General features: G+C 44.5%; 21 protein-coding genes. 4 read left to right on the top strand and 17 right to left on the bottom strand.

The features are described from left to right. Positions 1 to 66: 66 nt before the first annotated feature. The 7 genes from LP107_RS09920 to LP107_RS09890 all read right to left on the bottom strand — a co-directional run bounded on the left by LP107_RS09920 (position 67) and on the right by LP107_RS09890 (position 10,598). Positions 67 to 7,101 carry a calcium-binding protein gene (locus LP107_RS09920; protein WP_112741964.1) on the bottom strand — a complete coding sequence of 2,345 codons (7,035 nt, stop codon included), beginning with the start codon at positions 7,099 to 7,101 and terminating at the stop codon, positions 67 to 69. 60 nt (positions 7,102 to 7,161) lie between these two features. After that, positions 7,162 to 7,785 (bottom strand): hypothetical protein, encoded by a 624-nt coding sequence (locus tag LP107_RS09915; RefSeq protein ID WP_112741965.1) that lies wholly within the window; start codon positions 7,783 to 7,785, stop codon positions 7,162 to 7,164. After that, complete coding sequence (locus tag LP107_RS09910; protein WP_162860361.1) at positions 7,775 to 8,326, bottom strand: hypothetical protein; 552 nt, start codon at positions 8,324 to 8,326, stop codon at positions 7,775 to 7,777. The genes LP107_RS09915 and LP107_RS09910 overlap by 11 nt, the downstream gene beginning before the upstream one ends. Before the next feature lie 91 nt (positions 8,327 to 8,417). Next, positions 8,418 to 9,275 carry a hypothetical protein gene (locus LP107_RS09905; RefSeq protein WP_264676152.1) on the bottom strand — a complete coding sequence of 286 codons (858 nt, stop codon included), beginning with the start codon at positions 9,273 to 9,275 and terminating at the stop codon, positions 8,418 to 8,420. A 25-nt stretch (positions 9,276 to 9,300) separates the two neighbouring features. After that, complete coding sequence (locus LP107_RS09900) at positions 9,301 to 9,852, bottom strand: hypothetical protein (protein WP_078274177.1); 552 nt, start codon at positions 9,850 to 9,852, stop codon at positions 9,301 to 9,303. A 205-nt stretch (positions 9,853 to 10,057) separates the two neighbouring features. After that, positions 10,058 to 10,312 (bottom strand): hypothetical protein, encoded by a 255-nt coding sequence (locus LP107_RS09895; protein ID WP_078274176.1) that lies wholly within the window; start codon positions 10,310 to 10,312, stop codon positions 10,058 to 10,060. After that, positions 10,296 to 10,598, bottom strand: a complete 303-nt coding sequence (locus tag LP107_RS09890) for a hypothetical protein (RefSeq protein ID WP_162860362.1) — start codon at positions 10,596 to 10,598, stop codon at positions 10,296 to 10,298. The genes LP107_RS09895 and LP107_RS09890 overlap by 17 nt, the downstream gene beginning before the upstream one ends. Before the next feature lie 157 nt (positions 10,599 to 10,755). On the opposite strand from LP107_RS09890, the gene LP107_RS09885 reads away from it, so the two are divergent. Then, the gene (locus LP107_RS09885; RefSeq protein ID WP_112741968.1) at positions 10,756 to 13,302 is read left to right on the top strand and encodes a heavy metal translocating P-type ATPase; all 2,547 of its coding nucleotides are present in this window, start codon (positions 10,756 to 10,758) and stop codon (positions 13,300 to 13,302) included. Positions 13,303 to 13,389: 87 nt separating this feature from the next. Here the strand turns inward: LP107_RS09885 and LP107_RS09880 are convergent, their stop codons facing one another. The 4 genes from LP107_RS09880 to tusD all read right to left on the bottom strand — a co-directional run bounded on the left by LP107_RS09880 (position 13,390) and on the right by tusD (position 14,785). Beyond that, a complete protein-coding gene (locus tag LP107_RS09880) occupies positions 13,390 to 13,530 on the bottom strand; it encodes an entericidin A/B family lipoprotein (RefSeq protein ID WP_112741969.1) in 141 nt (46 codons plus the stop codon). Positions 13,531 to 13,696: 166 nt separating this feature from the next. Further along, positions 13,697 to 14,044, bottom strand: coding sequence for a TusE/DsrC/DsvC family sulfur relay protein (locus tag LP107_RS09875; protein ID WP_181879621.1), 348 nt, complete (start codon positions 14,042 to 14,044; stop codon positions 13,697 to 13,699). Positions 14,045 to 14,078: 34 nt separating this feature from the next. Beyond that, positions 14,079 to 14,399, bottom strand: a complete 321-nt coding sequence (locus LP107_RS09870; RefSeq protein WP_112741970.1) for a hypothetical protein — start codon at positions 14,397 to 14,399, stop codon at positions 14,079 to 14,081. A gap of 2 nt (positions 14,400 to 14,401) precedes the next feature. Continuing rightward, on the bottom strand, positions 14,402 to 14,785 hold the full coding sequence (gene tusD, locus LP107_RS09865; protein ID WP_078274201.1) for a sulfurtransferase complex subunit TusD: 384 nt from the start codon (positions 14,783 to 14,785) through the stop codon (positions 14,402 to 14,404). A gap of 112 nt (positions 14,786 to 14,897) precedes the next feature. Here tusD and glnE point away from each other — a divergent pair, with 112 nt between their 5' ends. From glnE to LP107_RS09850, 3 genes are all read left to right on the top strand, one after another. Continuing rightward, positions 14,898 to 17,891 (top strand): bifunctional [glutamate--ammonia ligase]-adenylyl-L-tyrosine phosphorylase/[glutamate--ammonia-ligase] adenylyltransferase, encoded by a 2,994-nt coding sequence (gene glnE, locus LP107_RS09860; RefSeq protein WP_228157788.1) that lies wholly within the window; start codon positions 14,898 to 14,900, stop codon positions 17,889 to 17,891. Positions 17,892 to 18,344: 453 nt separating this feature from the next. Next, entirely contained in the window at positions 18,345 to 19,610 is a 1,266-nt protein-coding gene (locus LP107_RS09855; RefSeq protein ID WP_078274172.1) for a putative DNA modification/repair radical SAM protein, read from the top strand. Positions 19,611 to 19,705: 95 nt separating this feature from the next. Then, positions 19,706 to 20,530: a TIGR03915 family putative DNA repair protein gene (locus LP107_RS09850; RefSeq protein WP_078274171.1), complete on the top strand. Its 825-nt coding sequence runs from the start codon at positions 19,706 to 19,708 to the stop codon at positions 20,528 to 20,530. A 435-nt stretch (positions 20,531 to 20,965) separates the two neighbouring features. Here LP107_RS09850 and LP107_RS09845 read toward each other — a convergent pair whose 3' ends face one another. From LP107_RS09845 to LP107_RS09820, 6 genes are all read right to left on the bottom strand, one after another. Next, complete coding sequence (locus tag LP107_RS09845; protein ID WP_112742800.1) at positions 20,966 to 21,505, bottom strand: TIGR02594 family protein; 540 nt, start codon at positions 21,503 to 21,505, stop codon at positions 20,966 to 20,968. A gap of 53 nt (positions 21,506 to 21,558) precedes the next feature. After that, positions 21,559 to 21,942, bottom strand: coding sequence for a hypothetical protein (locus LP107_RS09840; RefSeq protein ID WP_112741971.1), 384 nt, complete (start codon positions 21,940 to 21,942; stop codon positions 21,559 to 21,561). 25 nt (positions 21,943 to 21,967) lie between these two features. Then, entirely contained in the window at positions 21,968 to 22,762 is a 795-nt protein-coding gene (locus LP107_RS09835) for a hypothetical protein (RefSeq protein WP_112741972.1), read from the bottom strand. Next, on the bottom strand, positions 22,746 to 23,033 hold the full coding sequence (locus LP107_RS09830; RefSeq protein ID WP_112741973.1) for a hypothetical protein: 288 nt from the start codon (positions 23,031 to 23,033) through the stop codon (positions 22,746 to 22,748). Before LP107_RS09830 ends, LP107_RS09835 begins: the two co-directional genes overlap by 17 nt. A gap of 43 nt (positions 23,034 to 23,076) precedes the next feature. Beyond that, positions 23,077 to 25,839: a tape measure protein gene (locus LP107_RS09825; protein ID WP_264676153.1), complete on the bottom strand. Its 2,763-nt coding sequence runs from the start codon at positions 25,837 to 25,839 to the stop codon at positions 23,077 to 23,079. Positions 25,840 to 25,946: 107 nt separating this feature from the next. Beyond that, a complete protein-coding gene (locus LP107_RS09820; RefSeq protein ID WP_112741984.1) occupies positions 25,947 to 26,324 on the bottom strand; it encodes a hypothetical protein in 378 nt (125 codons plus the stop codon). Positions 26,325 to 26,332: the final 8 nt, after the last annotated feature.

The raw sequence follows: 26,332 nt of genomic DNA, 5'->3' as shown, positions 1-26,332 counted from the left end.
AACCCACATAAAACGCCCCCAAACCTAAATTTGAGGGCGTAAGATAAAACACAAGTAAAGTCAAACTTAAATAATTGTCGTGCCACTCTCTGTGGTGAGAGTCTTAAACTCCTCCATTAGTGCCAAAGACACATCAAGTGCTTTGTTAAAGCCGTCAATGTCTGTATGGGTGGCGGTTTTACTTGACTTGAACAGACCAAGTAGCTCTGTGGCACTAATGCTACCGCCGTCAGCAAAGCTGATATTGATGTCAGCATTATCGCCTCCTGCAAAGAAGTCTTTGATGGTCAGCTCATCAGTGCTTCCAGATACTTTTAGAATAAGGTTATTATTCATCTTGGTAAGACCCCTGCCAACTTGGTTAAAGCTTATGCCATCAAAGTAGATGTTGTCATAGCCACCGCCTGTATTAACGATGGTGTCTTTGCCAAAACCTTTGGTAAAGTAGTATAGGTCATTGCCACTGCCACCGATAAGTCTGTCATTGCCACCGATGAGAATGTCATGTCCTGCTTTGCCATCTAAGGTGTCTGCCCCTGCTAAGCCCTGTAATTGGTCATTGCCATCGGCACCAGTTAGTTTGTCAGCTTTATTGGTGCCAATAAAGCTGTTTTGTGGGCTGACCGTTGGCGTGGTGGGTGTTGTGGTGTCGTTTGTTGTTGGGGCAGGTGTATCGGCTGGCACTTCTTTGCCAAAAAGCTCATAGATTCTCTTGTAATCAATCTGACCGCCTGTCTCAAACTTGATGGTCTCGATAATGCTGTTGGCACTGCCAAAGAAGTCTTTTAGCGTTACTTGATTGGTGGTGCTACCATTGACTCGCAGTATCAAATCATTGCCTGACATCAAAAGAGTGGAACCTACCTGATTAAAGGTAATGCCATTGCCAAACACCAACGTGTCATTACCACCTTTATCAATGATGGTGTCAACGCCTTTTGTGTAGACAAACGTATTATCGGCGGTTGTGCCTCTTAAGGTGTCATTGCCTTGGGTGTCTTTGATGGTATCACCGATGGCAACAGGGGCTGATGGAGATGTCTCTGTGGGCTTATCCACTGTGGCACCAGCAATGCTAAGGTTGATATACGCCCCTGCACTGTGATTAAAGCTGTATTCACCCCATAAGATGAATTGAAGGTTGCCTGCTGTCCCTTTGGGTGGTGTGCCTGTCAAGGTGAGCGTGCTGGGGTCAAAGGAGAGCCAATCAGGTAGTGGCTCGTACCGTCCATCAGCTCCCGTGCTGGCAAGTGTGAGACGATAAGACAGTTCGCTGTCATAAGCATCCGCATCTTTAATGGTGTCTTTATCAAAGGTGATGGATAGGGCTTTGCCAATCTCACCTTTGATGGGTCTTGGATGTTTATTTACCCAAGGGGCGTGGTTATTGGTTTGGGCAAATATTTTTGCCTCAAATTCGCTTTGAGATAGCGTGGTGGTATTACCGCCTTTTGTAAAGGTGATTTCATCCATGCGATTGTCAAAGCCGTCTACCTGTTCTGCAAAGTAATCTATGAGCGTGATTTGGTCGTTTGTGCCCTTAAAGCGAATTTGGAGCATGTCATGATTGCTTGCTGTGTTGGTTACACGCACAAACATCGCCTCTGACAAATCATAGCCATGAATCACCAAGGCGTCTTTGCTCTCTAAGCTGTCAGTGCTTAGAATGGTGTCACGCCCACCGCCTTTTTGATAGATGATGGTGTCATTACCTGATAGGGCATTAACAAAGTTGTCTTTGTTGTTTAAGGTGATGATGTTATCTAGGTCATGACCAAAGGCTTTTGTTGCCTCGCCTTTTAAGATGAGATTCTCTACATCATTAAACAGTAGGTTGTAAGAGCCTGTTTTTACAGCATTGCCAAACTCGTCAAAGCCATAGAATGGACGGTCAATATGTTGCTCTACGGTGTCTATACCGCCATCGAACTGCTCTACAACGTTGTCAAACTCATTATCAACGACATAGTAGTCGTCGCCAAGACCGCCATCCATGAGATCGGCACCCATGCCACCGTCAATCACATTATCTGTCTCATTGCCGATGATGTGATTGTCAAGTTCGTTGCCCGTGGCATGAGTGGCATTTGAGCCTGCTTCTAGAATTATACGCTCCACATTTTTGACAAGCGTATAATCAACTTGGCTAATGATGGTGTCATAACCTTCGTCAGGCAGTTCTATGATGACGTCTAGGGCGTTGTCTACATGATAGGTATCATTGCCCAAACCCCCAATCATGGTATCAGCACCCAAACCTCCATCTAGAGTGTCGTCGCCATGGCCGCCATCTAAGCGGTTGAATTTCTCGTTGCCGATGAGAATGTTGTCTAGGTCATTACCGATAGCAACGATGGCATCTCCAACCAAGGTTAGATTTTCAACATGTTCTGATAATGTGTAGTCGCTACTTGCAATGACACTATCGTAACCTTCGCCAGTTTCCTCTATGATAATATCTAGGGTGTTATCTACATAATAAGTGTCATCACCTAGACCGCCAATCATGGTATCTATTCCTTCTCTTCCATCTAGGATGTTGTTAAAGGTGTTTCCAGTTAAGATGTTGTTTAGATTATTTCCTGTTGCAGTGATGGCCTGTTGATTATTGGTTAGAGTGAGATTTTCTACGTTTTGAGTTAAAGTGTAGTCAATTTCACTGATGACAATGTCCTCACCCTCTTTGGCATTCTCAATAACTTCATCTCCTGATTCATTGACATGGTAGGTATCATTGCCAGCACCACCAAGTAGGCGGTCTGCACCCAAGCCCCCATCTAACACATCATTGCCATCCTCACCATAGAGTATGTCGTCACCACCCTCACCATAGAGCGTATCGTTACCATCTCTACCATGCATAATATCAGCACTATCAAAACCGTGACGTACATCATCCGATTGTGTTCCGATGACCGCAAGTTGCTTAAAGATGGAGCTTTCCCATATTGTCCCATCAGCAAATAGAATGCTTGAGATAGGGTTGTGATTGATGTTGTCATCAAACTGATGTAAGATTTGAATGCTGTTTTCTGAGCCTAATTGTTTAATCATTAGGTGTGCGTTATCACGATATAGATAAACATCAGATGGACTCACACCTTCCAAACGGATTTGGTTAGTACCAGCATTGTCAGATATGATGTCTTGACCCCACTGACCTTCAAACACATAGGTGTCATCACCAGCACCACCATTAAGGGTGTCATTACCAGCACCACCAATTAGAGTGTCATTACCAGTGTTGCCAATTAAGGTATCATTACCAATACCACCCAACATGACATCATCATCACTAAAACCATGAATGATGTTATCATCATCTGTACCAATTACAGCTTTTTGTTTGATGGCATTAGCATCCCAAACGACATCTTTATCAAAGATGATGGATTGTATGCTTCTTACGTCAGTGATATTCTCGTTATCAGCAAATTGATGGTTGATGGTAATTTTATTGTCGGTGCCAAGCTGTTTAATAACTAAGGCATTGCCATCTTTAAATAGGTGTAAATTATCAGGACTCACACCTTCCAAACGGATTTGGTTAGTACCAGCATTGTCAGATATGATGTCTTGACCCCACTGACCTTCAAACACATAGGTGTCATCACCAGCACCACCATTAAGGGTGTCATTACCAGCACCACCAATTAGAGTGTCATTACCACCTTTTCCATATAGATTGTCGTTACCATCTTGACCGTAAATGACATCATCTTCATTGTCATAACCCCAAATGTTGTCATTATGAGATGTACCTTGAGCAATAAGACTCTTGATGTCATCTGCTGTCCAAATGGTGCCATCAGTGAATTTTACTTGGTTGATGCGGTTTGTGGTCAAGCCATTGTCACCAAAGAAGCGTTCTACAGTAATTTGGTCTTGTTCTGAATAGCTGATGACAAGGTTGTTGTAGTCTCTTTTAATAAGCACCTTATCAGCATGAATGTCTTGCGTGAACTCAATGATGTCATGCTTGTTTTGATAATGACTATAAATGGTGTCTTTGCCATCTCCGAGGCTAAACACATAGGTGTTATTACCTTCACCACCTTCTAATCGGTCATTACCAGCACCACCAATCAAAGTATCGTTGCCAGCATTGCCAATCAGTCTGTCATTACCATCCAAGCCTGTCAGGATGTCATCACCAGCATAGCCTTGAATGACATCATCGCCTTGTGTGGCTTGTAGCACTTTGTCTTTGATGTCATCAACATGCCAAATAGTACCATCTGCAAACTTGATTTGGTCAATGCGATAGTTGGTTACTCCATTAGAGTCAAAGAAGTTTTGTACAGTAACTTGGTCTTGTTCTGAATAGCTGATGACAAGGTTGTTGCCAATTCGTTTTAGAGTTACTTGTTCGGGATTGATGTTCTCACCAAAGACAATGCTGTCAATCTTATTAGTGTTGTTGTCACGGCTGTTAATAGTATCTTTACCATCACCCAGTTCAAACAAATAGGTGTCATTGCCAGCACCACCCTCCAACTGATCATTACCAGTGCCACCAATCAAGGTGTCATTGCCAGCATTGCCAATCAGTCTGTCAGACCCTTCCTTACCATCCAATCTGGAGCCTTCACTATAAGCATATAGGTTGTCATCATCTGCTGTCCCTTGCATGACAATAGCTTTTATTTGGTCAACTGTAAGATAATTGCCATCCGCTCCAATAATTTGCTGTACGTTAAAGTCACCGAGTGCATCTCTTTCAAAGAAGTTTGTTACTTTAATGCTATTGGTGGTTCCTTTTTGATTGATAATCAAATGGTTGTCTGTACGTTTGATATCCAAATGGCTGAGCAAGATACCATCAGTGAATTTAATCACATCTTTATCCTGACCGTTTGGGTTGAAATTAATGATTTCGTCTTTACCGAAATTTTTACCCAGCACATAAACATCTGAGCCAATGCCACCCTCTAGCTTGTCGTTACCAATGCCTGAATATATGATATCATCTCCATCGCCACCATAAGCATGATTGTTGCCACTTAGTAGATGAATAATGTCATCTCCTGCCCCTGCATTGATGCGGTTATTGCCGTCTCCTGCATAAATAATGTCATTGCCACCACGACCCTCAATGATATCATCTCCTGCTCTTGCATGGATGATATCGTCACTACCAAAACCGATGATGGTATCGTTATTATCTGTACCTTTTAAAAGCTCTTTTTTAATGTCGCTTAGGGTAATGACTCCGTCTTTGAGTATGATTTGGTCAATGTGCTTAGTTAATTCATCCCCAGCAAACATATCACGAACGGTAATTGTGCCTGATTCACCTGCGACTCGGATAACAAGACTCTCACCTTGACGTTCATAGTTGATATCGGCAAGATTTGCAAATGTGATGTTAATAACATCCAGTCTGCCATGACTGGTATCATGATTGTCAATCACTGAATTACCAAAACCTTGTTTGTAAATATAGGTGTCAGAACCTGTTCCACCTATTAGAAGGCTGTCTGCACTTCCTGCTATTAATGTGTCATTACCTTCATGACCCTCTAGTATATCTTTATCCAGCATGCCGACAGCAGTTAACAGGTCATTGCTGTCGCTTCCGTATTGAGTGGCAAGCTTAGCAGTTGTTGCATTATCCAATAAGGCAAGGTAGTCCTCAATAACGCCCTTGTCTTTAGCATCTTGGGCAAACTTAGCCAATATGACACGACCTTCGCCCCATCCAGTGATGCCACCATAGACCAAAAGTTCTGCCAAGTCCACAAAGGCGTTTTTTGGGTCATCTTGGTATTTGGCGTTGATGAATGCTTCTAATTCATTGTAATCAAAAGAAAGACCGTTATCACCAAAGGTAAGAGCAACTTTTTCAAGGTAAGGCGAAAGTCTTGTTTGTGTCAAAAGAGCGTGATAAATACTCTTTTCTAGATTATGGTGGCTGGTATTAATAGATTTTAAGATTTCTTCGGCACGTTTATTGTTGGTGATATAAATTTTTTCAGTTTTTGTTCCTGTAAAACTATCCAAAATATCAATTTTGTGTCGGATTTCATTAAGCTTTTTCTGTGACACTGGGTCAATCACGAAATTGGCAATAGCACTGGCTTGTGATGGTGTCAGACCAACGCCTGAATTTTTAGTGCGTGTTAATGATGATGAAAACATGATGTCACTGATTTCATCTTTGGTGCTCGGGTCAGTCTCTGCCCATGCATTGATGAGAGCAGGTAGTAGAGCAAGCTGTGCAGTCTTGGTGGTTGCTGATTGATATTGGGTTAAGAGATTGGTTAGGTTTTCGGATAGTGCACTGGCTTGTCGTAGGTCTCTTAATCTGCCCATGCCTTTTAGATTTGGGAGTTCTTTTTGAGCATCAGACAGCTCCAAGCTGTCCGTATAACGGCTGTAAATACTGTTATGCTCAAATTGTAAATCCGCCATCATGTGTTTGGCACCATCTTTGGTATAAGTACCTTGCTGGGCGACTGTTACGCCTTTGCCCAGTGCTTTATTAACATCACGATATGTCAAAGACAGATTGTCAATACCCAGCTTGTCAAGCTCTGTCATTTCATCTTGGGTGCTGATGCCATCGCCATTTTTATCCTGCCATACTTTTAGACGGCTAAAAATCTCGTCATCAGCATTAATGACACCATCGCCATTGTCATCAAATTCAGCAAGTGCCTCATAGCCGTGACGGGCGGTCGATCCATTAGATAGCAGTGTACTATCCCCGAAGAGCTCACGACCGCTATTAATCACGCCATCGCCATTTCTATCCAACACCAAAAGACCATCAGCACCCGATACCCAACTTGTTGCGGTGGCAATACCATCGCCATTATGGTCAAATAACGCCCCTTTATAACCATCCGTGCCAATAACATCAATCAGACCATTACCATTTAAGTCCAAGGTTAATGGGTCATAGACGTAGTATTCGCCTGTGCGGGGGATGTCTAGCCAGTCTTTGACGATGTCAGGGAGCCAATCTGTAGGATTTTCAAGCCAGTCGGCTATTTTATCCCATACTTCTTTGGTAAACTCCCATGCTTTTTTAGCAATATCCCCAATTTCATCAGACAGTTTATCACCATCTTTTGAAAGGCTGATACCAAACTCCATGATTGGTGTTAGCAGTTTTTCAAGTAATTTGGTTGGGCTGTGGTTTTCGCTATTGGTGATTTAATCTTTGATTTTATCTACTAATTCTCCTAGTTTTTCTCTGTTTTCTAGCATTTTTTCGACAGCATCTCCGACTTGGTTATCAAAGAAATCTTGAATGGGCTTACCTAAGGCGATGTCGTTTAGTTTATCCTTGATGTCATTATTAAATAAATCTGTTTCTTTATCCACTGCCAAACTTGCTCCTGCAAAAGCTACCGAACCCACTGTAAGTGCAGCAACAGTTGCTCCAGCTGGATTAGCTATCAGGGCAATACCTGCCGCAACCGCCAATGCATTACCTGCAAAGCTAAGGGCATCTTTTAGGTTAATTTCACCGCTTTTGGTATAGCTGTCTTTCATGGTTTGATAGTCTTGATAAGCTAATGCAACACCAGCGATGGCACCTAGCCCCACTATTCCTTTTGCCCACTTACCTTCTGGGCTTTTTTCAATAATAGTATGTGCGGTACCAGCAATACCAGCCGCTATTGCTACCGTAGCAGCACCCACACCAACCCCATCACCGCCTTCCGCTTTATCAAGCAGTGTTTTGATGTTAATGCCATTGCCAGCAACACCGCCAGCACCACCAGCGGTTTTAATGGCTTGCTCGACGGCTTCTGTGATTAGTTTAGTTGTCATATTCTTGCTCCTTCTTTTTTAGCTCTTTTTTAAAATCTCTTATCTCAGACCATATCAACAAAATTGAGATAAACAAAGTAAATATCAAAAAAAACCGATTAGCAGATACTATTTTATCTTTTGTTGAGGCATAACTATCAACAGCCGTCATCTCACCATTAGGTTTGTTGATATGAATGGTTGCCATTTGGGGGATTTCATTGGTAATACCAAGTACTGAGGGTTGGTAATAATAACCAATGGTAAGTGTTTGGCTTAGATGGTCATCTGTTAAGAAACAATTGCTAAACATGTCTTTTTTGGGAATAACTATGTTGCCACAAGCAATCATCAGTTTTTCTTTGGTTTGGGGATTGACAATACTCATGTGTTTAATGTCTCTATTTTTGCCATCTTTAGCAACAGTAACCAGCCTAACCTTACCTGTTACATAATGCAAGTCTTTTTCAGGTGGTAGTCCACGACCATGCCAAACACAGTAGGGTATAACCCATATAGCACAGCATATTAAAGATAAGAATACAAAATCACCAGTTTTCATGTTATCAGCCAAAAGAATTCACGAAATTATACATCCATTCACTAACCAACACAACACTTTTTCTCCATTTGTCATTGTCTTTCTATAGCAATCAAGCCACCCATCTTTTTTCTTCATTGATTGCAGGTATGTTGAGATTGTCATGAATAAATAACGCCCCTTTATAACCATCCGTGCCAATCACGTCAATGATGCCATTACCATTTAAGTCCAAGGTTAATGGGTCATAGACGTAGTATTCGCCTGAGCGGGGGATGTCTAGCCAGTCCTCAAGCAAATCCGTCAAAGTGTCTGATAAGTCATCTCTGATGTCTTTTGCCCAGTGCCAACCTGCTTTTGCCAATTCGCTACCTGCAAATGCTCCAACGGCGGCGGCTGCTCCAATAGCAATAGCAGGTAAAACCGCAACTGAACCAGCAACTGTTGCCAATCCTATTAACAGAATAGTGCCAGCTCCGGCACCAAGCACTGAACCTAGTAAGCCACTAGCCGCCTCACCCACACCTTCCCAATCGCCTGTTTCACTTGCATTATTTACTGCTACAGCCAATTCTGTTACACTAACAGCAGCTCCTGCACCTGCTGCCACTTTTGAATTCATGGCTGCTTGGGTTGCTTTGTGGGCATTTTCTCCAACTTTTTTATACAGCTCTGAACCCATGCCCTCCATTGCACTTCCCAAACGCTTATTAATCGCAGCAATATCTTTAGCTACTCTTTGAGCTTGGGGCGTGTTAGATTTTTCAAGAATACTGCTTGCTGCCTTAAAGTAATCTAGGGAGTTTTTGTATACTTTCTCCCCATATTCCTTGAAAAAATCCCCCCTGCTTGCATAGCGAGTGGCATCTGCATCTTTCCAATCACTAACAAAATTAGTGGTAATCAGTACTACGTTACTAATATCATTTTTTAGCCTATCAACCGAATAATCTTCTTGATTATTTGACATAAAATTTACTCCTATAATTTGCGAATCATTGCTTCTTTGCGTTCAAAAAAGCAACAAATAGTAGATGGAATGTATAAACAATATACATAGGATAAAAACCTGTTACTCCAATAGATAAAAATAAGATTCTTATTTCATGAATTCTAATGGAATGATTGTACACAAAAAAACAGCCGACAACCATGACCGTTGATACAATCCAAGTCATAAAAACAAAAAAACCACTTCTTTTTATGTTATTATTCATTACATCAATAAAATTATCACCATGACGATATTTTATAAAAAATTTATAATACAAAACATAGTAAAATAATATTAAATAATATAAACATAAAAATAAGACATGGTAAAACACCAAAAAACTCATGATTGATGTTTTTGCTCTCAATCTATCAATAGAAATCATCTTAAAAAATGATGGTGTATATCTTTCCAGTAGTTTATAGTTGATTAATTCAATAAAATTAAAAGGATTAACCAACACAACCAAATAAGAAAATACCATCATTGCAGGTACCAACAAAAGAACCAATGTTCTATGATTGGCGATGTAATCAAATATCTTTTCACCCATTTTGTAAAACTCCTAAGTCCGCAGGATGGATGGAGCTATAACAATAGCAACACCCAACATTTTAAGACTTAATACACCATCTTATTATCAAGACCAGCTCAAACTTGCCACCACCCACCCATCATAACCAACCAATTATACACCCATTTACTCATATACACAACATTTGTTTTCTTACTCATAAAACAGATTATTTTTATAATAATCAAGCTACCCATCTTTCTTCTTCATTGATTGCAGGTATGTTGAGATTATCATGAATAAATAATGCCCCTTTATAACCATCCGTGCCAATCACGTCAATGACGCCATTACCATTTAAGTCCAAGGTTAATGGGTCATAGACGTAGTATTCGCCTGTGCGTGGCAAATCTAGCCAATCTTTAACGATGTCGGGGAGCCAATCTGTGGGAATGTTGGGAAAATCAAATTTAGCAAAGAAATCACCAACCTGTTTCACGCCATTTGTCAAAGGTGTCTTGTACTGCTTCTTTAAACTTATCAAAGGCATCAGCAGGCTCATCGGATATTTCTTTGAGTGTGTCTGAGACTTCTTTGGTAAGGTCTTTGGCGATTTGTTGGGCTTTTTGGGCAACTTCTTTAACGGCTTCCTCAGCAGTTTTTACGCCATCTTTAACAGCTTGTTCGGCGTTTTTGTAGGCGTCTGCAATTTTTTGTTCGGCAGTTTTGTAGGTATCAGCCACTTTTTGTATGGCATCGTTTGCTTGCTTTGCACCATTTGCCATTGCCTCATTACAAAATGAAAAAGTGCTACGGTCTTTGTGGTAAAATTCAATTTTGTTAGCTGATGTCAAATTTAAAAAGCAATGAGCTTGCCACACCCCGCCCCACCCATTCTACCCAAGCCATGTTATAATACCACTTTTGCACGCATGACACGCCATGACCGACACCCCCCAAGACCCCATTGACACCAGCCTAGTGTTGCCCCCTGACGGGCATTGTTTTCATTGTGGCGAGAAGTTGCCCAGTGAGCCATTTTTTACCGTGATTTTTGATAAGCCACGCCCCATGTGCTGTTTGGGTTGTCAGCTTGCCTCCGAGAGTATTGTAGAGCTTGGGCTTTCGCAATATTATCTTGACCGCCGTGAGATAAGTCCGACCGCACCACTGCCGCTTGCCAATTTTGATGCTTATAATCATGACGATGTCAAAGCCCAATTCGTCTATCGTGAAGACGGGGGTAGCACAGCAGAGCTGTCGGTGGCGAATTTGCGTTGTACGGCATGTACATGGCTCATTGAGACACGCCTGCGTGGTCTGGACGGGGTTCGAGCGTGTCAGGTCAATCTCACCCAACAGCGTATGCGTGTAAACTGGGATGAGAGCCGTTGCAGTATTGGCGATATTTTGGGGGCGGTGCATTCGGTCGGCTATGACGCTCGTCCGTATCGACAGGACACGCATGAAGCGATGATGAAACGCCAAAACAAGCAAATGCTTATCCGTCTGGGCGTGGCGGCGGTCGGGGCGATGCAGGCGATGATGTTTTCTATCGGGCTGTATTTTGGCGATTATTCGGGCATGGCGGACGAACACCGTCATTTTTTAAGGGCGGTGGCGTTGTTTGTTACCATGCCTGTCATTTTTTATGCAGGCGTGCCGTTTTTTCGCTCCGCTTATAACGCCATAAAGGCTCGGCAGGTCAATATGGACGTGCCTGTCTCTATCGCCCTTATCGTAACCTTTGGGGCAAGCCTATATGCCACGCTGACCCAATCAGGCGAGACGTATTTTGACTCGGTATCCATGTTTATTTTCTTTTTGCTTGCCGGTCGCTACATTGAGCAAAACGCACGGTTAAAAGCGTCCAACATGGCAAGCGATTTGGTCGTGATTGAGCCTGTGCTTATCAAACGACTTGGGCATTCGGACGAACTCATTGCAGAATTTGCCAATGGTTCGTTGGATAACGAACTCATCAAAGACTGGCGAAATGCTCATGCCAGTCATGACGTGGCGGATGATGATAAAGTGCTTGCCCAAGCCCTAACGGTCGGCGATGTCATTTGGGTAGAGGCAGGGCAACAAATCGCCTGTGATGGCGTGCTGTTGTCGGAGTCTGCCACGGTGTCGCAGAGTCTTTTGACAGGCGAGAGTGATTTGATTGTTAAAAAGCAAGGCGACACATTGGCAGGTGGTTCACAAAATGACGCACAGCCTTTTGTCATGCTTGTAACCGCCCAAACGGACGACAGTCAAATGGCACTCATCGACCGCCTGATGAACCGTGCGATGAGCGAAAAACCACAAATCGCCCAAGATACCGACCGCATGGCGCGGTGGTTTGTCGCTCGGGTGCTCGTGCTGTCGGTACTGATTTTTGTGATATGGCTGTTTGTGGATAAAACCCAAGCCCTATGGGCAACAGTGGCGGTACTGGTGGCAACCTGTCCGTGTGCGTTGAGCCTTGCCACGCCCATTGCTCTGACCATGGCGACCAACCGACTGGCAGGTTTGGGCTTTTTGGCGACTCGGGGGCATACCATTCAAAGCCTGTCGGAAGTCAGCCATGTGGCATTTGACAAAACAGGCACGCTCACGGTCGGGCAAGCCAACCTACTGCATGTGGATTATACCACCCATGACAAAACGCATTGGCTAAAAGTCGGGGCAAGCCTAGAAGTCGGCTCAAAGCACCCTGTGGCACGGGCTATCCTGACGTCCGCTCACGGTTTGCATTTGCCAAAAGTACAAAACGCCACGCACCACACGGCAGGGGGCGTGGAAGGCTGTGTGGACGGGGTGTGGTATCGTATCGGGCATGACGGATTTGTGTTAAATGGCGGTGGCGGTCATGTGATAGTCGAACGGCTCGATACCTTTGGGGCTAATATGTCGGTGGCGTTGTCGGTTAAGGCAGGCGAGAGTTGGGGCATGGTGGCACGTTTTTATTTTAATGACGTGGTACGCACGGACGCTAGACAGACGATAGATAACCTTAAAAAACAAGGCATTATCCCGCTTATGCTAACAGGCGACCCAAGCGACAACGCCTTGACAGTAGCCCAAACGCTCGGCATAGAGTATGCTTATCATGGTCTATCGCCAACTGATAAAGTCAATCATATCAAAGAGCTACAAAAAGACGGACATACCGTGCTGATGGTGGGAGACGGCATCAATGACGCCCCTGTACTCGGCGCATCCAACGTATCAGTGGCGATGGCAGGAGCGAGCGATTTGGCTCAGGTGTCGGCAGATGGCGTGCTACTTGGTGGTAAACTATCCGTCATTAATAACGCCATCAATCTGTCGGTCAAAACTCGCCACATCATCCGCCAAAATCTGCGGTGGGCGTTGGTGTATAACACGCTTATCCTAGTGCCAGCAGGTATGGGCTATGTACCGCCTTGGCTTGCCGCCATTGGCATGAGTTTGTCTAGCCTTTTTGTCGTGGCAAATGCCATGCGGATAAAGCGAAGTTGAACCGAAGTTAAATAAGTTAAGCTAAACCAAACCAACAAAAACAAGCCCAACCTTGGTGTAGATTGGGCTTGTTTGATGGGGTGTCAATTAGATTTTGTTTTGAACCTTTTGGGCACCGTCAGTCACGGCTTCACCAGTTCTTGATACGTCTTTACCAAAACCCTTGATGGTGTTACAACCAGTTAGTACAAACATGCCAGCTAGGGCAACAACAAGTAGCTTTTTCATAAGATAACTCCTAGTTAAAAAATGGGTGAGAAAAACTCTCGAAACTTATCTTATCCAAATATTCATCATTTTACTGTAATAAAATGTAATCAAATCTTGTAAAAAGTGGTTTGTTTTTAAATTTTAGATTGTCTAAATAAAGAACATGCACATTTTAATCAATCATCTACAAACAATTCGGCGGTTTGGGCAGTCCTGCCAAGCGATTGACATGGCGTGCGACCAATCCTGTGTTAAAGAGCTGTTGGAGTTTGGCGTTGTCAATCTCATCATCGGGCAGGGCGATGGATAGATGTTTGATGAGTGGGCGAGTGGCAGGGCTGTGATGATATTTGTCAAAAAATGCCCGAACCTGTGCCAGTATGCGATAATGTACGTCCGTTAGCTGTACATTCAAGGTATCGGCAAGGTGTTGGGCGATGACAGGTGTCCAAAGCGTGTGATCGGTCAAATGCCCATCAGCGTCCAAGGTTAGCTCATTAGGCAGGGGAGTTGTGGTGTCGGTCATGGTCATGGGGCGGGTTTGGGGCTGGTAGGATTGGTTAAGATTAAAATTCAAGTACGCTGTCAAATAACGCACGTTTATCATAGAACACGCACCGCTCATCAGCTAGGGCGTGCCGAATGTCATCATCAAATCGTGCCATCTGCTCATCAGTAAAGCCGTGCCATGCCTTTTCTATGTCGTACAAATCAAGCGACTGTATCATGCCATAGATACGACTGTCAGGGTCGCCAAGCAGTAGGTGGGTGGGCGTGTCAAGAAATAGCGTGATATCATGGTCAAAGGTCGCCAGTACAAAGGCAAGGGCGAGTGCTTCATAAGCGATGAGTTCGTTGTCGCTAGCAAGTTTGATTAGGATATTCATGGTTAAAACTGCACCAGTTGGGTGTCATCATCGATGTGTAGTGCCAGCTCGGAGAGTCCGACCAAGCGAAAAGGGGGCAGAATGTTCTCACCGTCCAAGCCATGACGACTGGCGTTATCGGCGTCGCTAATGCCCCGTGCCAAAGCGGTGCTGACACAGACGGGCAAATCAAGATGATACCGCTCGGCAAGGGCGACCCACAGGCGAGCGACATCAGGCACGTCTGCACTTTGCCACGCTAGGCGATTGGCGGTGTATGCTCCGTCACTGTAGAAAAACACTGAGACACGCTCGCCACTGTCTAGTAGCGTGGTGGCGGTCGTTAGGGCTTCTTTGCCTTGGCGGTCGTGGGGGCTTTTGGTGATGAGTAGTAGGGTGTGTGCCATGATGATGATGGGTTGTTTTTTGGATATTATAGCGTAAATTTTTAAATTTGGTGTAAAATAAGCAAAAATCATCAATTAATCAATCCCAAATCAACAAATCGAGCGAGTTGCCATGTCTGATTTTTGCCCCAGTGATAGCGAGCTTGCCACGCTTGCCCTTGCCAGCCCTTTTGCCTTTGGCATTTATCAAAAACAGCCGTCACAGGTCGGTGCGTTTTTGGGTCGATTTGGTTTGACGCATTCCCTTGACCGTGCGGTGTTTGATGGACTAATCAGAGAGTTTGTGATGATTTGTGCAGGCATAAGCGGTGCAGAAGATGACATAAAAGAGAATAATGTAAAAGGAGATGATGCAAAAGATGGTATAAATAAGGATGATAAAAAAGGGAATGATAAAAAAGACGATATGAGATATGCCGATGTGCAATATGATGAGATTGATGAATCGGCAGTCATGCAAGCGATGCGAGAACTTAGAGCCATGCTAATGGTCAAATGGATATGGCAAGATGCGTTAGGGGTCATCAGCTTAGAGAGACTCACCACGGAGCTGTCGGACTTTGCCGATGCGTGCGTGTGCTTTGCCAAGGACTATGCATGGCACAAGACAGCAGAGCGGTACGGTACACCCATGACCAGTAGCGTGCAGTTGGCACAGACAGGCATGGGAGGCGTGGGCAAAAAAAGCCCCAAAATCATGCCTGATGAATTTGCCGTCATCGCCATGGGCAAGCTCGGGGCAAGAGAGCTGAATTTATCAAGCGACATTGACCTGATTTTTGTACATCTAGGGGCGGGCGATACTGACATCAGCGAGCAGGGCAAAAAGAGCGTGGAGAATCAGAAGTTCATGACCACGCTCGGGCGAATGCTCATCCGCTTGCTTAACGACCACAGCGAGCATGGCTTTGTGTTTCGGGTGGACATGCGACTGCGTCCGTGGGGCGATGGCAGTCCGCTCATCATGAGCTTGTCAGCGTTAGAGAAGTATTTTAATCAGCATGGACGGACGTGGGAGCGGTTTGCGTGGTTAAAGGCGAGAGTGGTCAATCCCGTGTCCACGCCCTTTGCTGATGAGCTGTCGGCAGTGATGAAAAATTTCGTGTATCGTTATTATATCGATTATACCGCCTTTTCGGCACTGCGTGAGATGAAAACGCTCATCATGGCACAGCAAGCCCAACGCCAAGACACCGATAATGTCAAACTGGGCGTGGGCGGTATTCGGGATATTGAGTTCATCGCACAGGCATTCTTGCTCATCTATGGCGGTCATCATTTGGCACTGGGCGAGCGGTCGGCTTGTCTGGATGTGCTGTCTATGTTGGGTGAGCTTGATTATCTAGATGATGATGAATGCACCAAGCTTGTGGATGCTTATCGCTTTTTACGGCGATTAGAACATGCCATCCAAGCCCGTCATGATGAGCAGACCCAGAGACTGCCGATGGGCGATGAGCTGGTGGCGATTGCACAGGTGCTAGGCTTTGAGAGTGTGGTGGATTTTCAAGCGGTGCTTGCCCGTCATCGGCAAAATGTCTTTGCCCCCTTTAACCGCATGGTCACCGACCGCCAAAGCCCCACGCATTCACTGGGCGAAACGGCAGAGATGGAGCAGGTGTTGCAGGGACTGCTCAGTGCTGATGGCTTGCATTTGTTAGATGAGTTTTGGCAGTCCAAGCTGGTCACCAGTTTAGAGCCTGATGCCAAGGCACGCCTTGATGGGGCGTATCCGATTTTGCTACATGCACTCTGTCATCATGCCAAGAGTGATGGGGCGGAGCGTGCTGATGATGCGGTGCCACGCCTTATCACGCTGTTGGAGTCCATCTGTCGTCGCTCGATATATCTGGTGATGATAGCAGAGAACCCGAATGCGACCATGGGGCTCATTCCCATGCTCTCAGCAAGTCCGTGGATAGCACGAGAGCTTGCCTTGCACCCCATGCTCCTTGATGACTTTTTGCAACAGCGTTATTTGCATTTGCCCGACAAAGCAGAGCTAACCAACATCCTAAGGCAACAGCTACTTCGGGTACTGCCCTTTGATAATGAGCAGTATCTGACTGCCATTCGCACCTTTAAAAAGTCACAGGTGCTGGCCGTGGCAACCGCTGACATTCTAGGCTTACGCCACATCATGAAAGTCTCGGACAGCCTGACCTTTATCGCCGAAGTTGTGCTGTCATCGGCACTTAGCAGGGCTTATGATGAGCTGGTCGCCAAACACGGTCATCCCGTGCGTGCCAATGCTATGCCCACCGATGAGACGGCATGCGGTTTTGCGGTCATTGGTTATGGCAAATTGGGCGGGATTGAGATGTCTTATGCGTCAGATTTGGACGTGGTGTTTTTGCATGACATTGACGAAAAAGCCGATACCGTGGGCGACAATGTCAAGGTGATTAGTGGCATGAAGTTCGCCTCTCGCCTTGTCCAAAAGGTCATCACTTATCTGACCACGCAGACCCGTGATGGGCGTGTCTATGAGCTGGACATGCGTCTTCGACCATCGGGCAACGCAGGCGTGATGGTCGTGTCGGTGCAGGGCTTTGATGGCTATCAGCGTGATAAGGCGTGGGCGTGGGAACATCAGGCACTGGTACGGGCTAGGGGCATTGCAGGCGACAAGGCGGTGCTGAATGCCTTTGATGCCACTCGCCATCAGGTGCTGACCGCTTACCGAGAGTCCGAGCAGGTATGCCAAGACGTGCTGTCCATGCGTCAAAAGATGAAAGAACATCTTGGCACCAAATCATCAAATCAGCCCAACAACCACGGACTGGTTCAGCCTTTTCACATTAAGCAGGACTTTGGTGGGTTGATTGACATTGAGTTTTTGGCTCAGTTTATGGTGCTTGCCCACGCCCATGCTCACCCGAGCCTTGCCATCTGGTCGGACAACGTGCGTATCTTTGAAGAAGTGGCAAAGACAGGACTGTGGTCTGATGACTGGTGCGACAGGCTCACGCAGGCGTATTTGGCACTGAGAAAAACCACGCACGAGCTGGCACTGTCCGAAAAACAGGTCGTGGTCGATGATGATAACTGGCAAGCGATTCGGGCATTTGTGTGTGGCGTGTGGGGCGAAGTGATTGGCGAATAAAAAACTTGACAAAACAAAACCTTCGCCGATAATCTTTTGAAAATTGAAAATTGAAAATTGAAAATTGAAAATTGAAAATTGAAAATTGAAAATTGAAAATTGAAAATTGAAAATTGAAAATTGAAAATTGAAAATTGAAAATTGAAAATTGAAAATTGAAAATTGAAAATTGAAAATTGAAAATTGAAAATTGAAAATTGAAAATTGAAAATTGAAAATTGAAAATTGAAAATTGAAAATTGAAAATTGAAAATTGAAAATTGAAAATTGAAAATTGAAAATTGAAAATTGAAAATTGAAAATTGAAAATTGAAAATTGAAAATTGAAAATCCCTTGAAATTGATTTATCACACCCCCATTTAATTTAAAATTTTAATAAAATCATAAAGTTATACTCCGATACCAGAACAGTTTATCAAGTTTTATTTTATCAAGGATTATCATCATACGCCATGACCATCAATTTTGATCGTATCCAAGGCAAGCTCAACATCCTAGCTGACGCCGCCAAATATGACGTCTCTTGCTCATCATCAGGCTCAAACCGCAAAAACCAAGGGGGTTCTCTTGGCAATTCGTCCACATCGGGCATTTGCCACAGTTTTACCGAAGATGGGCGGTGCGTGAGCCTACTCAAAATCCTATTTACCAACCACTGCATTTATGATTGTAGTTACTGCACGTCAAGACGTAGCCATGACACGCCCCGAGCCGCCTTTACGGTCGAAGAAGTGGTGGATTTGACCATGCAATTTTATCGGCGAAACTACATCGAAGGGCTGTTTTTGAGCTCAGGCATATTCAAAAGTGCCGACTATACAATGGAGCGACTCGTTGAAGTGGCACGGCGACTGCGTGAAGAAGAACGCTTTGGCGGTTATATCCATCTAAAAACCATACCAGGGGCATCGCCTGAGCTTTTACGCCAAGCAGGTCTGTATGCTGACCGCCTAAGTGCCAATATCGAGATTCCGACCATCTCAGGGCTAAAACTGCTCGCCCCCGAAAAAACCCACGACCAACTAAAAGCCCCCATGCAAACGGTCAAAGATGAGATTGTGGTATTCAAAGACAGCAAAAAGCACCACAAAAAAGTCCCTAAATTTGTCCCCGCAGGACAGACCAGCCAAATGATAGTGGGAGCAACGGGCGAGACGGATTTGCAAGTGGTGAGTCTTGCCAGTCATTTTTATCAAAAATACGACCTAAGGCGGGTGTATTATTCAGGCTATGTGCCTGTTTTGGCGGACAAAAATCTGCCTGCTCTCTCCACGCCTGTGCCGATGGTGCGTGAAAACCGCCTGTATCAAGCCGATTGGCTCATGCGGTTTTATGGTTTTTTAGCTCATGAGATTGTCACCCCTGACGAGCCTTTTTTGGACTTAGAGTGCGACCCCAAATTGGCGTGGGCGATACGCCACCGTGAGTTTTTCCCCGTGCATATCCAAACCGCTCCCTATGAGATGATACTTCGCATACCCGGTATTGGGGTTAAGACCGCCAAAAAAATCATCAAAGCAAGACAGTTTCGCACGCTGACTTTGGAGCATATCCAAAAGATGGGGGCGGCGGTCAATCGTGCCAAGTATTTTATGGCGTTGTCGGGCAAAAATGAACATTTGGCACATTTGACCAAGGATAATTTTAGGCAATATCTTATCGGACAAACCCAAACCAAATTCAAAGACGAGCGAACAGGACAGCTTGCTTTGTTTTAAGGTTTTATTAATACGCCCCAAGATGTTTTTTGTGATATTGGCGTGCATAATGTTACCCACTGTAATATGCTTATTTTGATGAATTGGAAAATAATTTGGATTTATTAACCATTGATGATAACATTACCCTAACCCATGACAGTGGTTTTGATGGCTGGCTGACGGCGGTATTTGTCTGTTATAAGCAAAAGTGCACAGATAGGGCGACATTGGTGTGCCGTCATGAGTACATACCAAAGTTTTTTGACACGGTCGTGGATGTAACAACCAACCCCGCCAAAGCCGAACGGGTGCTGACCAAGCTGACCCAAACGCTTGGTAAAGATGGTATAAGACAGCTCATGTGGGCGTACTTATCCGAGCTTGACTATATCCCAAACGTGCTTTTTGGTGTGGTCAAATACGCCCTAGCCAATCCCACAAAAAATATTCTAAAAGACCACGCCCATCCCGATGTTATGGCTCTAAACCAAACGGTCAAATCAGTGGGGCGAGAGCGACACCGTATGAAAGCCTTTGTCCGCTTTGAGCATACCACAGACGGGGTGTATTTTGCCAAAATCAACCCTGATTTTAATGTTTTGCCACTCATCACCAATCACTTTAAGGCACGCTATCAAGACCAAGATTTTGCCATTTATGACATCAAGCGGGGCTATGGCATTTTGTCAAGGCAGGGCGATACAGATGTGCAGATGATTGTTGGGATTGATGATGATGTATTGACAGACAGTCGCTCGGTATGGAGTGATGATGAGGCTCGTTATCAGCGATTTTGGCAGGGATATTTTGCCAATGTAACCATCAAAGAGCGTATCAATCCCAAGCTACATAAGCAGTATCTGCCCGTTCGTTATTGGCGATATTTGTCTGAAAAGCAGGTGCGTGGCGATGAAGAGTTTTTGAAGAAAAAACGTTGATATTTCCTTCTTTGTCAATGGGCATGATTATTAGAATATGATTTGAAAAGCTGTTACACCCAACCAACTTAATATTTACCACGGGTTTGTAGGGGTGTGCTGAGCACACCCTTTTGATGACATTACTGTGCCTACATCCACAAATCATTGTGTTTGTAGTAATTTTAAAATTTATTGGGTATATATTTTGGATTCTTATCTTATGGAGTGTTTGATTTTCACTCACAAAAAAGGCTTAACTCAAAATATGAGCTAAGCCTTTGATTTTTGTAAATGGTGGAGATGGCGACCACCTATTATTTTACATAAATCATTGATTTTTATAGATATTTTTAAAAATCATCTGATTTTGTGTGGGTTCTGTGTGTGGTTGCCATCAACCACTAAACTATATGTCTGCTATTATAGCAAGTAAAACGGAGATTGACAAATATTTCAAGCCTCATTCTTACTTACTCTACCATCACTGGCAAGCACAGGCAACGCAAAACGACTGGTATTGGGCAGGCTTTGCGTACCGCACCAACGATAGCCCAGTACACGGGTAGTGGAGAACGGCTTGATGTTGATCTCGTCGGACTGGTTTCCGCCCAATACCATCAAGTTGCCCGTCTTGTCTCTACCCACGACAAAGCCCACATGACCGCTCGCTCCTTTCGGGTTGCCACGCCAAAAAACGACGATACAGCCATAGGCGGGATTATTGAGCTTAGTCCCCGCTTTTAGCCAAGATCGAGCCATAGGGAACGACTTCGGGATATGATGGCTTAGCCCCGTTTCAGCAAGCACCCCACCAACAAAACCACCACACCAAGCGGTCTCATCGTTCTTGAAAGCCGATGTTAATGGTTGGCTAGTGGCTTCAAAAGCCGACCGCCATAAGGACAAAATGACGGGGTTGTGTTTAAGCCCCTTGATCTCTTTTGTACCCACGAGTTTACGCCCGTGAGCGATCCATTTTAGTTCGTTTTGCATGGTTTGCTCCAAATAAAAAGCCCCATTCGGGGCGGTAAAAAAAAATAACAAGATTATTTAATCAATGCTTTAACAATGTTTTTAATCTCGGTTACAATCTCCGACAATGTCTTATCAGAAGTGGTTAATTGCCACGAGCGATAAACCGTTCCAAAAACAAGCATACCAAATGCTGAAAAAATCAAATAAAACAACGCTTGTGCATAATAATTGAGATGTTCAAAATCAAAATAATCAATAGTAAACTCCCCTGCAAACAAACCTAAACCGATTGCACAAGTGATTTTGATGATGATTTTTAAGTTTAGGGTCAAATTGGCATTGTCGTCTTTGTCAAGGTTAATATCGCCACTCAACACAAGACTGATTAAACCGCCAACAATCAAGGCAAATAATTTGGTTAAAAAAGGAAGGACTTTTGTTAAAATTTCAGGCATTTTCTTTGCTCCAAGTGAAATAAATCTAATAACTACACAGTAAAAAACGCCCATACATAGCGTCCTCGAAGTAAGAAATAATTCTAGCAATATGAGGATTATCATTTGTGTGGTTAGGATAAACTCTTGTTAGTACAGCCAACATTTCCCCGTGTCCGTGCGTTTTTGTCGCCATCCACAATAGGGGAGAATGGTCTTTTTCCAAAATAAATCTGATGGGCGGATAGTAATAGTCAAACAACGCACGCAAAGGGGTGAAACTTTGGCAAATTACAAAAGACCGATAATCATCGGCACTGGTAAAAATGTTTTGTGGAAAGTTGATGGTTGGTAGGTCTGAGTCATAGATAACTTCCCCTTTGTTATTGAATATCTCCAAACCCACTCCCGATTGTCGAATGGGAGGGTTTATGTCAAAAAACAAAGCCTTAAAGGATTCTTTTTTCATTACTTCAAGCATAAATGATATGTGGTTCATGCTCTTGGCGTAGGTATATTGTGGGTAGTGCTTGATGAATGTTGTTCGATGTACACATAAGAATACTCTAGCAAACCTTTGACCATTTTTTCTATATGAAATCTGTGCATACCCCACACCATATTTGAAACTAATTCCAACCAAAGGATACTTAATATACTCTGGGATGGGAATATCGATGACTACACCCCCATCAGTATCTGATCCTAGATAGAATCCCGTATGGAAAAACGCATCATAATTCGCCTTGTCGGGTGGCGATATGGCGTGCTCGTGTACCAATCCGACATTCACTGCATTTTCATCAATCAACACGCCAAAATCACTAACGATTTGAAACATTAAACTCTCCCACCAAAAAAGATTCAGTGAATTTTTCCAGTTGCATCATCATCGCTTCTGGGTGGTCGGTAATCAGCAATTCATTTGGATATTTGTCCAAATCCACAAAAGCCGATGCAAAAATGAAAAATCTTCTATTCCCATCATTTTCCTGTCTGAATTTCCCCAGTTCTTTCTCGCCATATAAAACTTTTGTGATACGCAGAACTGATTTATCCATACCAAGCAACTTTCGCCCATTGGCATCATAAACTTCTAAACCTACTGGCATAATTTCACTCCAATAAAAAGCCGCCCTTGATGGACGGCAGTTGTTACCCATTGAGCTGGGATTTGAGTGTTTCAAGCCGTTTTTCTTCGTCCGTTTTTAAAGACTGGGCAAGGCTGTGATATTCTTTGGTAACGAGAATTTTCTTTTGTTCTTGTTCTAAGGCATTCGCCGCCATTTCTATCACTTTGTATTGCTCAGTGTGTCCATCTTTTAGCAAATGATTGTACTGCCCCAGCGTTTCAGTACGCTGTTGTTCAATGGCGAAAAGCTCTCGTGCCATACCTTCTTCCACGCCAAGTAAGGCAAGCTCATTTCTGCTGTCTCTGGTTTGCTTTTGTAATTCACGAGCCTTGGTAACAGCTTCTAGGGTGGCGAGCGTGCTTAAAATCTGCTTTTTCTGTTCTTCACCAGCAAGGTGCAGAGCGTTGGCGGTGTCTTGCAAATCGTACGCCATTTCTAGGTATTTACTGCCGTCAGCATTGGACAGGTGCATTTGACGCATGGCATCTGTATATGTGCCGTGTAGCTCGAAGTTGGCTTTGGCGGTGTCCATTTCACGAGCTAATTTGCGTAAGTCGGCTTTCATTGCTTCGCTGGCAATGTGGAATTTGCCACTCGTGGAAGTGATTTCAAATTCAATCTTGCTAAGCTCGGAGACGAAAGGCGTACTCATATCCCATTCGGCACGCTCCCATTCGGCAAGTTGTGATTTGAAATTGTCTTCCAACTCTTTTAGGGCTTTGCTGGCTTCATCGGCGGATTTGCCCACAAGTTTATTCGCATCGGCGGCGTTTTTCGCTCCTTTGCCTGCCTGACTTCCAGCACTGCCGACATCTGCCATCGCACCAGCCAAGCCAAGATTTGCACCGCTCGCACGGTTTGCTGATTGTTGGACTTGCTCGTAGGCATTTACCACTTTGTATTCTAAGTGGTGAGCGTTATTTTGGGCGACGGCTGCTGTAAAACCACCAAAGCCAAAATTAGTCGCTCCATACTCCATACGACCGATGGACACCTGAGCGAGCCGTGCGACTTGCCCACCACCAAACATTCCAGAAATGGCGTTCATGCCATCAATGATGACATTGATTTTGTTGATTTGGTTGTTAATGATGTTTTCAAAGACCATTGCCACAAAGTTGCCAACGCCTTTAAAAACATTAACAATCGCTGTACCTAGCGAGCTGATGTTTTTCCATGCGTACTGTGCAAAAGTAACAATAGTCGCCCCTGCTAAATCAAACACACGGGCGGTAATTTGTAGCACACCGACAAAGCCCTTATGAGTACCTGCAAAAAACCCACCAAAGGCGGTCTGGGCGAAACTAGTGGCATTGGCTGAACCCCCCATTAAGCCGCTAAAATAATTACTGGTGGCTGTCCAAGCTGTTCCCAGTCCATCTACCACACTACCAACGAAATCCACCGCTAGGATACCTGCCACGCTAAACGCCTCGCCTAGTGATTTGACCGCTCCGCTTAGTCCTTCGGTGCGGGCAATGACCGCCCCAATAACGGCAGTCAAGGCAATGATGGGGTGGGCGGTAATCACTCGTCCAAGTGCCATAAATGCACCGCCTAGCCCTGTAACTGCACGAGTGGCGAGAATGCCCACGCCCATTGCGGTGCGTTTGGCAGTAGCAACCCCTGCAATGGCGAGCGTGTGCATTCGTGCTGCTGCGGTAGCGGTATTAAAACTGGTCGCCAAACCCACCAATGAACGAGCGTAATTGGCAGTTGTGGCAATGGCGGTGGTGGTTAGATTGATGTAGTGCGTTTTTGTCATTCGCAGTAACATCATGCGAGTGGATAGCACATTGTAGGCATTGATTTGTCCTTGCACGCTAAATGCGTTGGCAATGCTGGCTCTGGTGCTTGCCAAAGTTGCCGAAGTCAGCCCTGTAAATGAAGCAACCAACGCAGAATTTCTAGCGACATTGGTAAGCCATACCGCCCCAACAATCGCCCCTGCACTGACCAGTGTGCGGAAATTTTCTGCCACCCACAATGCCACATTTGCCAAATTTTGCGATAAAAGGCTGTTTTGGTTCATAATATCGTCCACCAAAAAATCATATTGGCTTTTGATATTTTGTATCCCTTGTGCAAAGGTGGTCGGCATTTTGTTAATGGTCTCTTGTAGCTTATCGTAGCCACCAAGCACCGCATTCATCATCACTCGACTGGTAATTTTACCTTCTGCTGCCATCGAGCGAAGTTCGCCACGAGACACTTTAAGGCTATCGGTCAAAAGGTCAATGATGACAGGGGCTTGGGCGGATACTGAGTTAAACTCTTGCCCACGCAACGCCCCCATACTCATCGCCTGACCAAGCTGAACCAGTGCCGCTTCTTGGGCTTGGGCTGAGCCACCGCCCACGCTCATCGCCATGGTGATGTTGCGAGTAAAATCAAGCACTTGGCGTTGGCTTGCCCCAAGTGAGTCTAACGCACGCTTACTGGACGCATACAGGTCAGTAACGCCGTCAATAGTTGTCCAGTAATCGGTACTAATTTTGCGTAAGTCCTGCAAAACGGCATTATATTCCTCCGTAGTTTGGGTGTTGATTCGTACCTTACTTGCCAAATCCTGCATACGGTCAGCCGTCTGCATGATGTGTGAAATGCTCACCGCACTTCCCAAGCCAGCAAAAGCCATACCAAGATGACCGCCCACGAGCTTGCCATAGTCAGCAACGCTTTTAAGATCCTTTTTGGTTTGGTCGGTTGCTCTCTTCATCTCACGCACATAATTGGCGGTGTTGGCGTGGAGCAAGATGTCTAAGCGTGATAAAACTTTTGCCATAATGATTTCTTATAAAATTTCCAACAAAAAACGCTGAGCGGCAAGCCGTCAGCGTTTAAATAGGATTTTTGATTTTGTAAAATTATGCCTTAGAATGGTCTAATTTGTCAATATTGAATGTGAGTAACTTTATTATTGGTTAAATGCAGCAGTTTATCCCATTTGCCATAAATCCAAATCTCTTGTGTGCCAAACTGGTTGATAATGGTGCTAATTTCGCTGGGTTCGCCCCAGTTGCTGTTATGTCTAACATCAAAAGCAGTCATGCCGATACGCACATTTGGTTTGTCTGATAAATCTTGGTTTGGGTAATATTTTCCAACAGTTTCTTGATAAGTATCAAGATTGGGCTTGGCTAATGAAATGGGCGAATGATTAGCCATCAAACGATTGATGGCATCATCAAGCTCATCATTGGTTGATGGCTGGTTGGCATGAGCGACAGAAAAAGACATCAACGACAATAAAACCAAAACAGGTCGCATAAAAAAGC

The sequence above is a fragment of the Moraxella bovis genome (genome assembly GCF_025985205.1).
Taxonomy (GTDB): Bacteria; Pseudomonadota; Gammaproteobacteria; order Pseudomonadales; family Moraxellaceae; genus Moraxella; species Moraxella bovis.
Note: the sequence above shows the minus strand (reverse complement) of the source record. Positions and strands in the feature narration are given on the sequence as shown.

Coding starts and splice junctions, on each gene's coding strand:
- LP107_RS09835 (WP_112741972.1), bottom strand. CDS start 22,762: ATGTTTCAAATCGTTAGTGATTTTGGCGTGTTGATTGATGAAAATGCA.
- LP107_RS09915 (WP_112741965.1), bottom strand. CDS start 7,785: ATGACAACTAAACTAATCACAGAAGCCGTCGAGCAAGCCATTAAAACC.
- LP107_RS09900 (WP_078274177.1), bottom strand. CDS start 9,852: ATGGGTGAAAAGATATTTGATTACATCGCCAATCATAGAACATTGGTT.
- LP107_RS09885 (WP_112741968.1), top strand. CDS start 10,756: ATGACCGACACCCCCCAAGACCCCATTGACACCAGCCTAGTGTTGCCC.
- LP107_RS09875 (WP_181879621.1), bottom strand. CDS start 14,044: ATGACCATGACCGACACCACAACTCCCCTGCCTAATGAGCTAACCTTG.
- LP107_RS09880 (WP_112741969.1), bottom strand. CDS start 13,530: ATGAAAAAGCTACTTGTTGTTGCCCTAGCTGGCATGTTTGTACTAACT.
- LP107_RS09830 (WP_112741973.1), bottom strand. CDS start 23,033: ATGCCAGTAGGTTTAGAAGTTTATGATGCCAATGGGCGAAAGTTGCTT.
- LP107_RS09825 (WP_264676153.1), bottom strand. CDS start 25,839: ATGGCAAAAGTTTTATCACGCTTAGACATCTTGCTCCACGCCAACACC.
- LP107_RS09840 (WP_112741971.1), bottom strand. CDS start 21,942: ATGCCTGAAATTTTAACAAAAGTCCTTCCTTTTTTAACCAAATTATTT.
- LP107_RS09920 (WP_112741964.1), bottom strand. CDS start 7,101: ATGGAGTTTGGTATCAGCCTTTCAAAAGATGGTGATAAACTGTCTGAT.
- LP107_RS09890 (WP_162860362.1), bottom strand. CDS start 10,598: ATGGCAAATGGTGCAAAGCAAGCAAACGATGCCATACAAAAAGTGGCT.
- glnE (WP_228157788.1), top strand. CDS start 14,898: ATGTCTGATTTTTGCCCCAGTGATAGCGAGCTTGCCACGCTTGCCCTT.
- LP107_RS09905 (WP_264676152.1), bottom strand. CDS start 9,275: ATGTCAAATAATCAAGAAGATTATTCGGTTGATAGGCTAAAAAATGAT.
- LP107_RS09870 (WP_112741970.1), bottom strand. CDS start 14,399: ATGAATATCCTAATCAAACTTGCTAGCGACAACGAACTCATCGCTTAT.
- tusD (WP_078274201.1), bottom strand. CDS start 14,785: ATGGCACACACCCTACTACTCATCACCAAAAGCCCCCACGACCGCCAA.
- LP107_RS09845 (WP_112742800.1), bottom strand. CDS start 21,505: ATGCAAAACGAACTAAAATGGATCGCTCACGGGCGTAAACTCGTGGGT.
- LP107_RS09855 (WP_078274172.1), top strand. CDS start 18,345: ATGACCATCAATTTTGATCGTATCCAAGGCAAGCTCAACATCCTAGCT.
- LP107_RS09910 (WP_162860361.1), bottom strand. CDS start 8,326: ATGAAAACTGGTGATTTTGTATTCTTATCTTTAATATGCTGTGCTATA.
- LP107_RS09820 (WP_112741984.1), bottom strand. CDS start 26,324: ATGCGACCTGTTTTGGTTTTATTGTCGTTGATGTCTTTTTCTGTCGCT.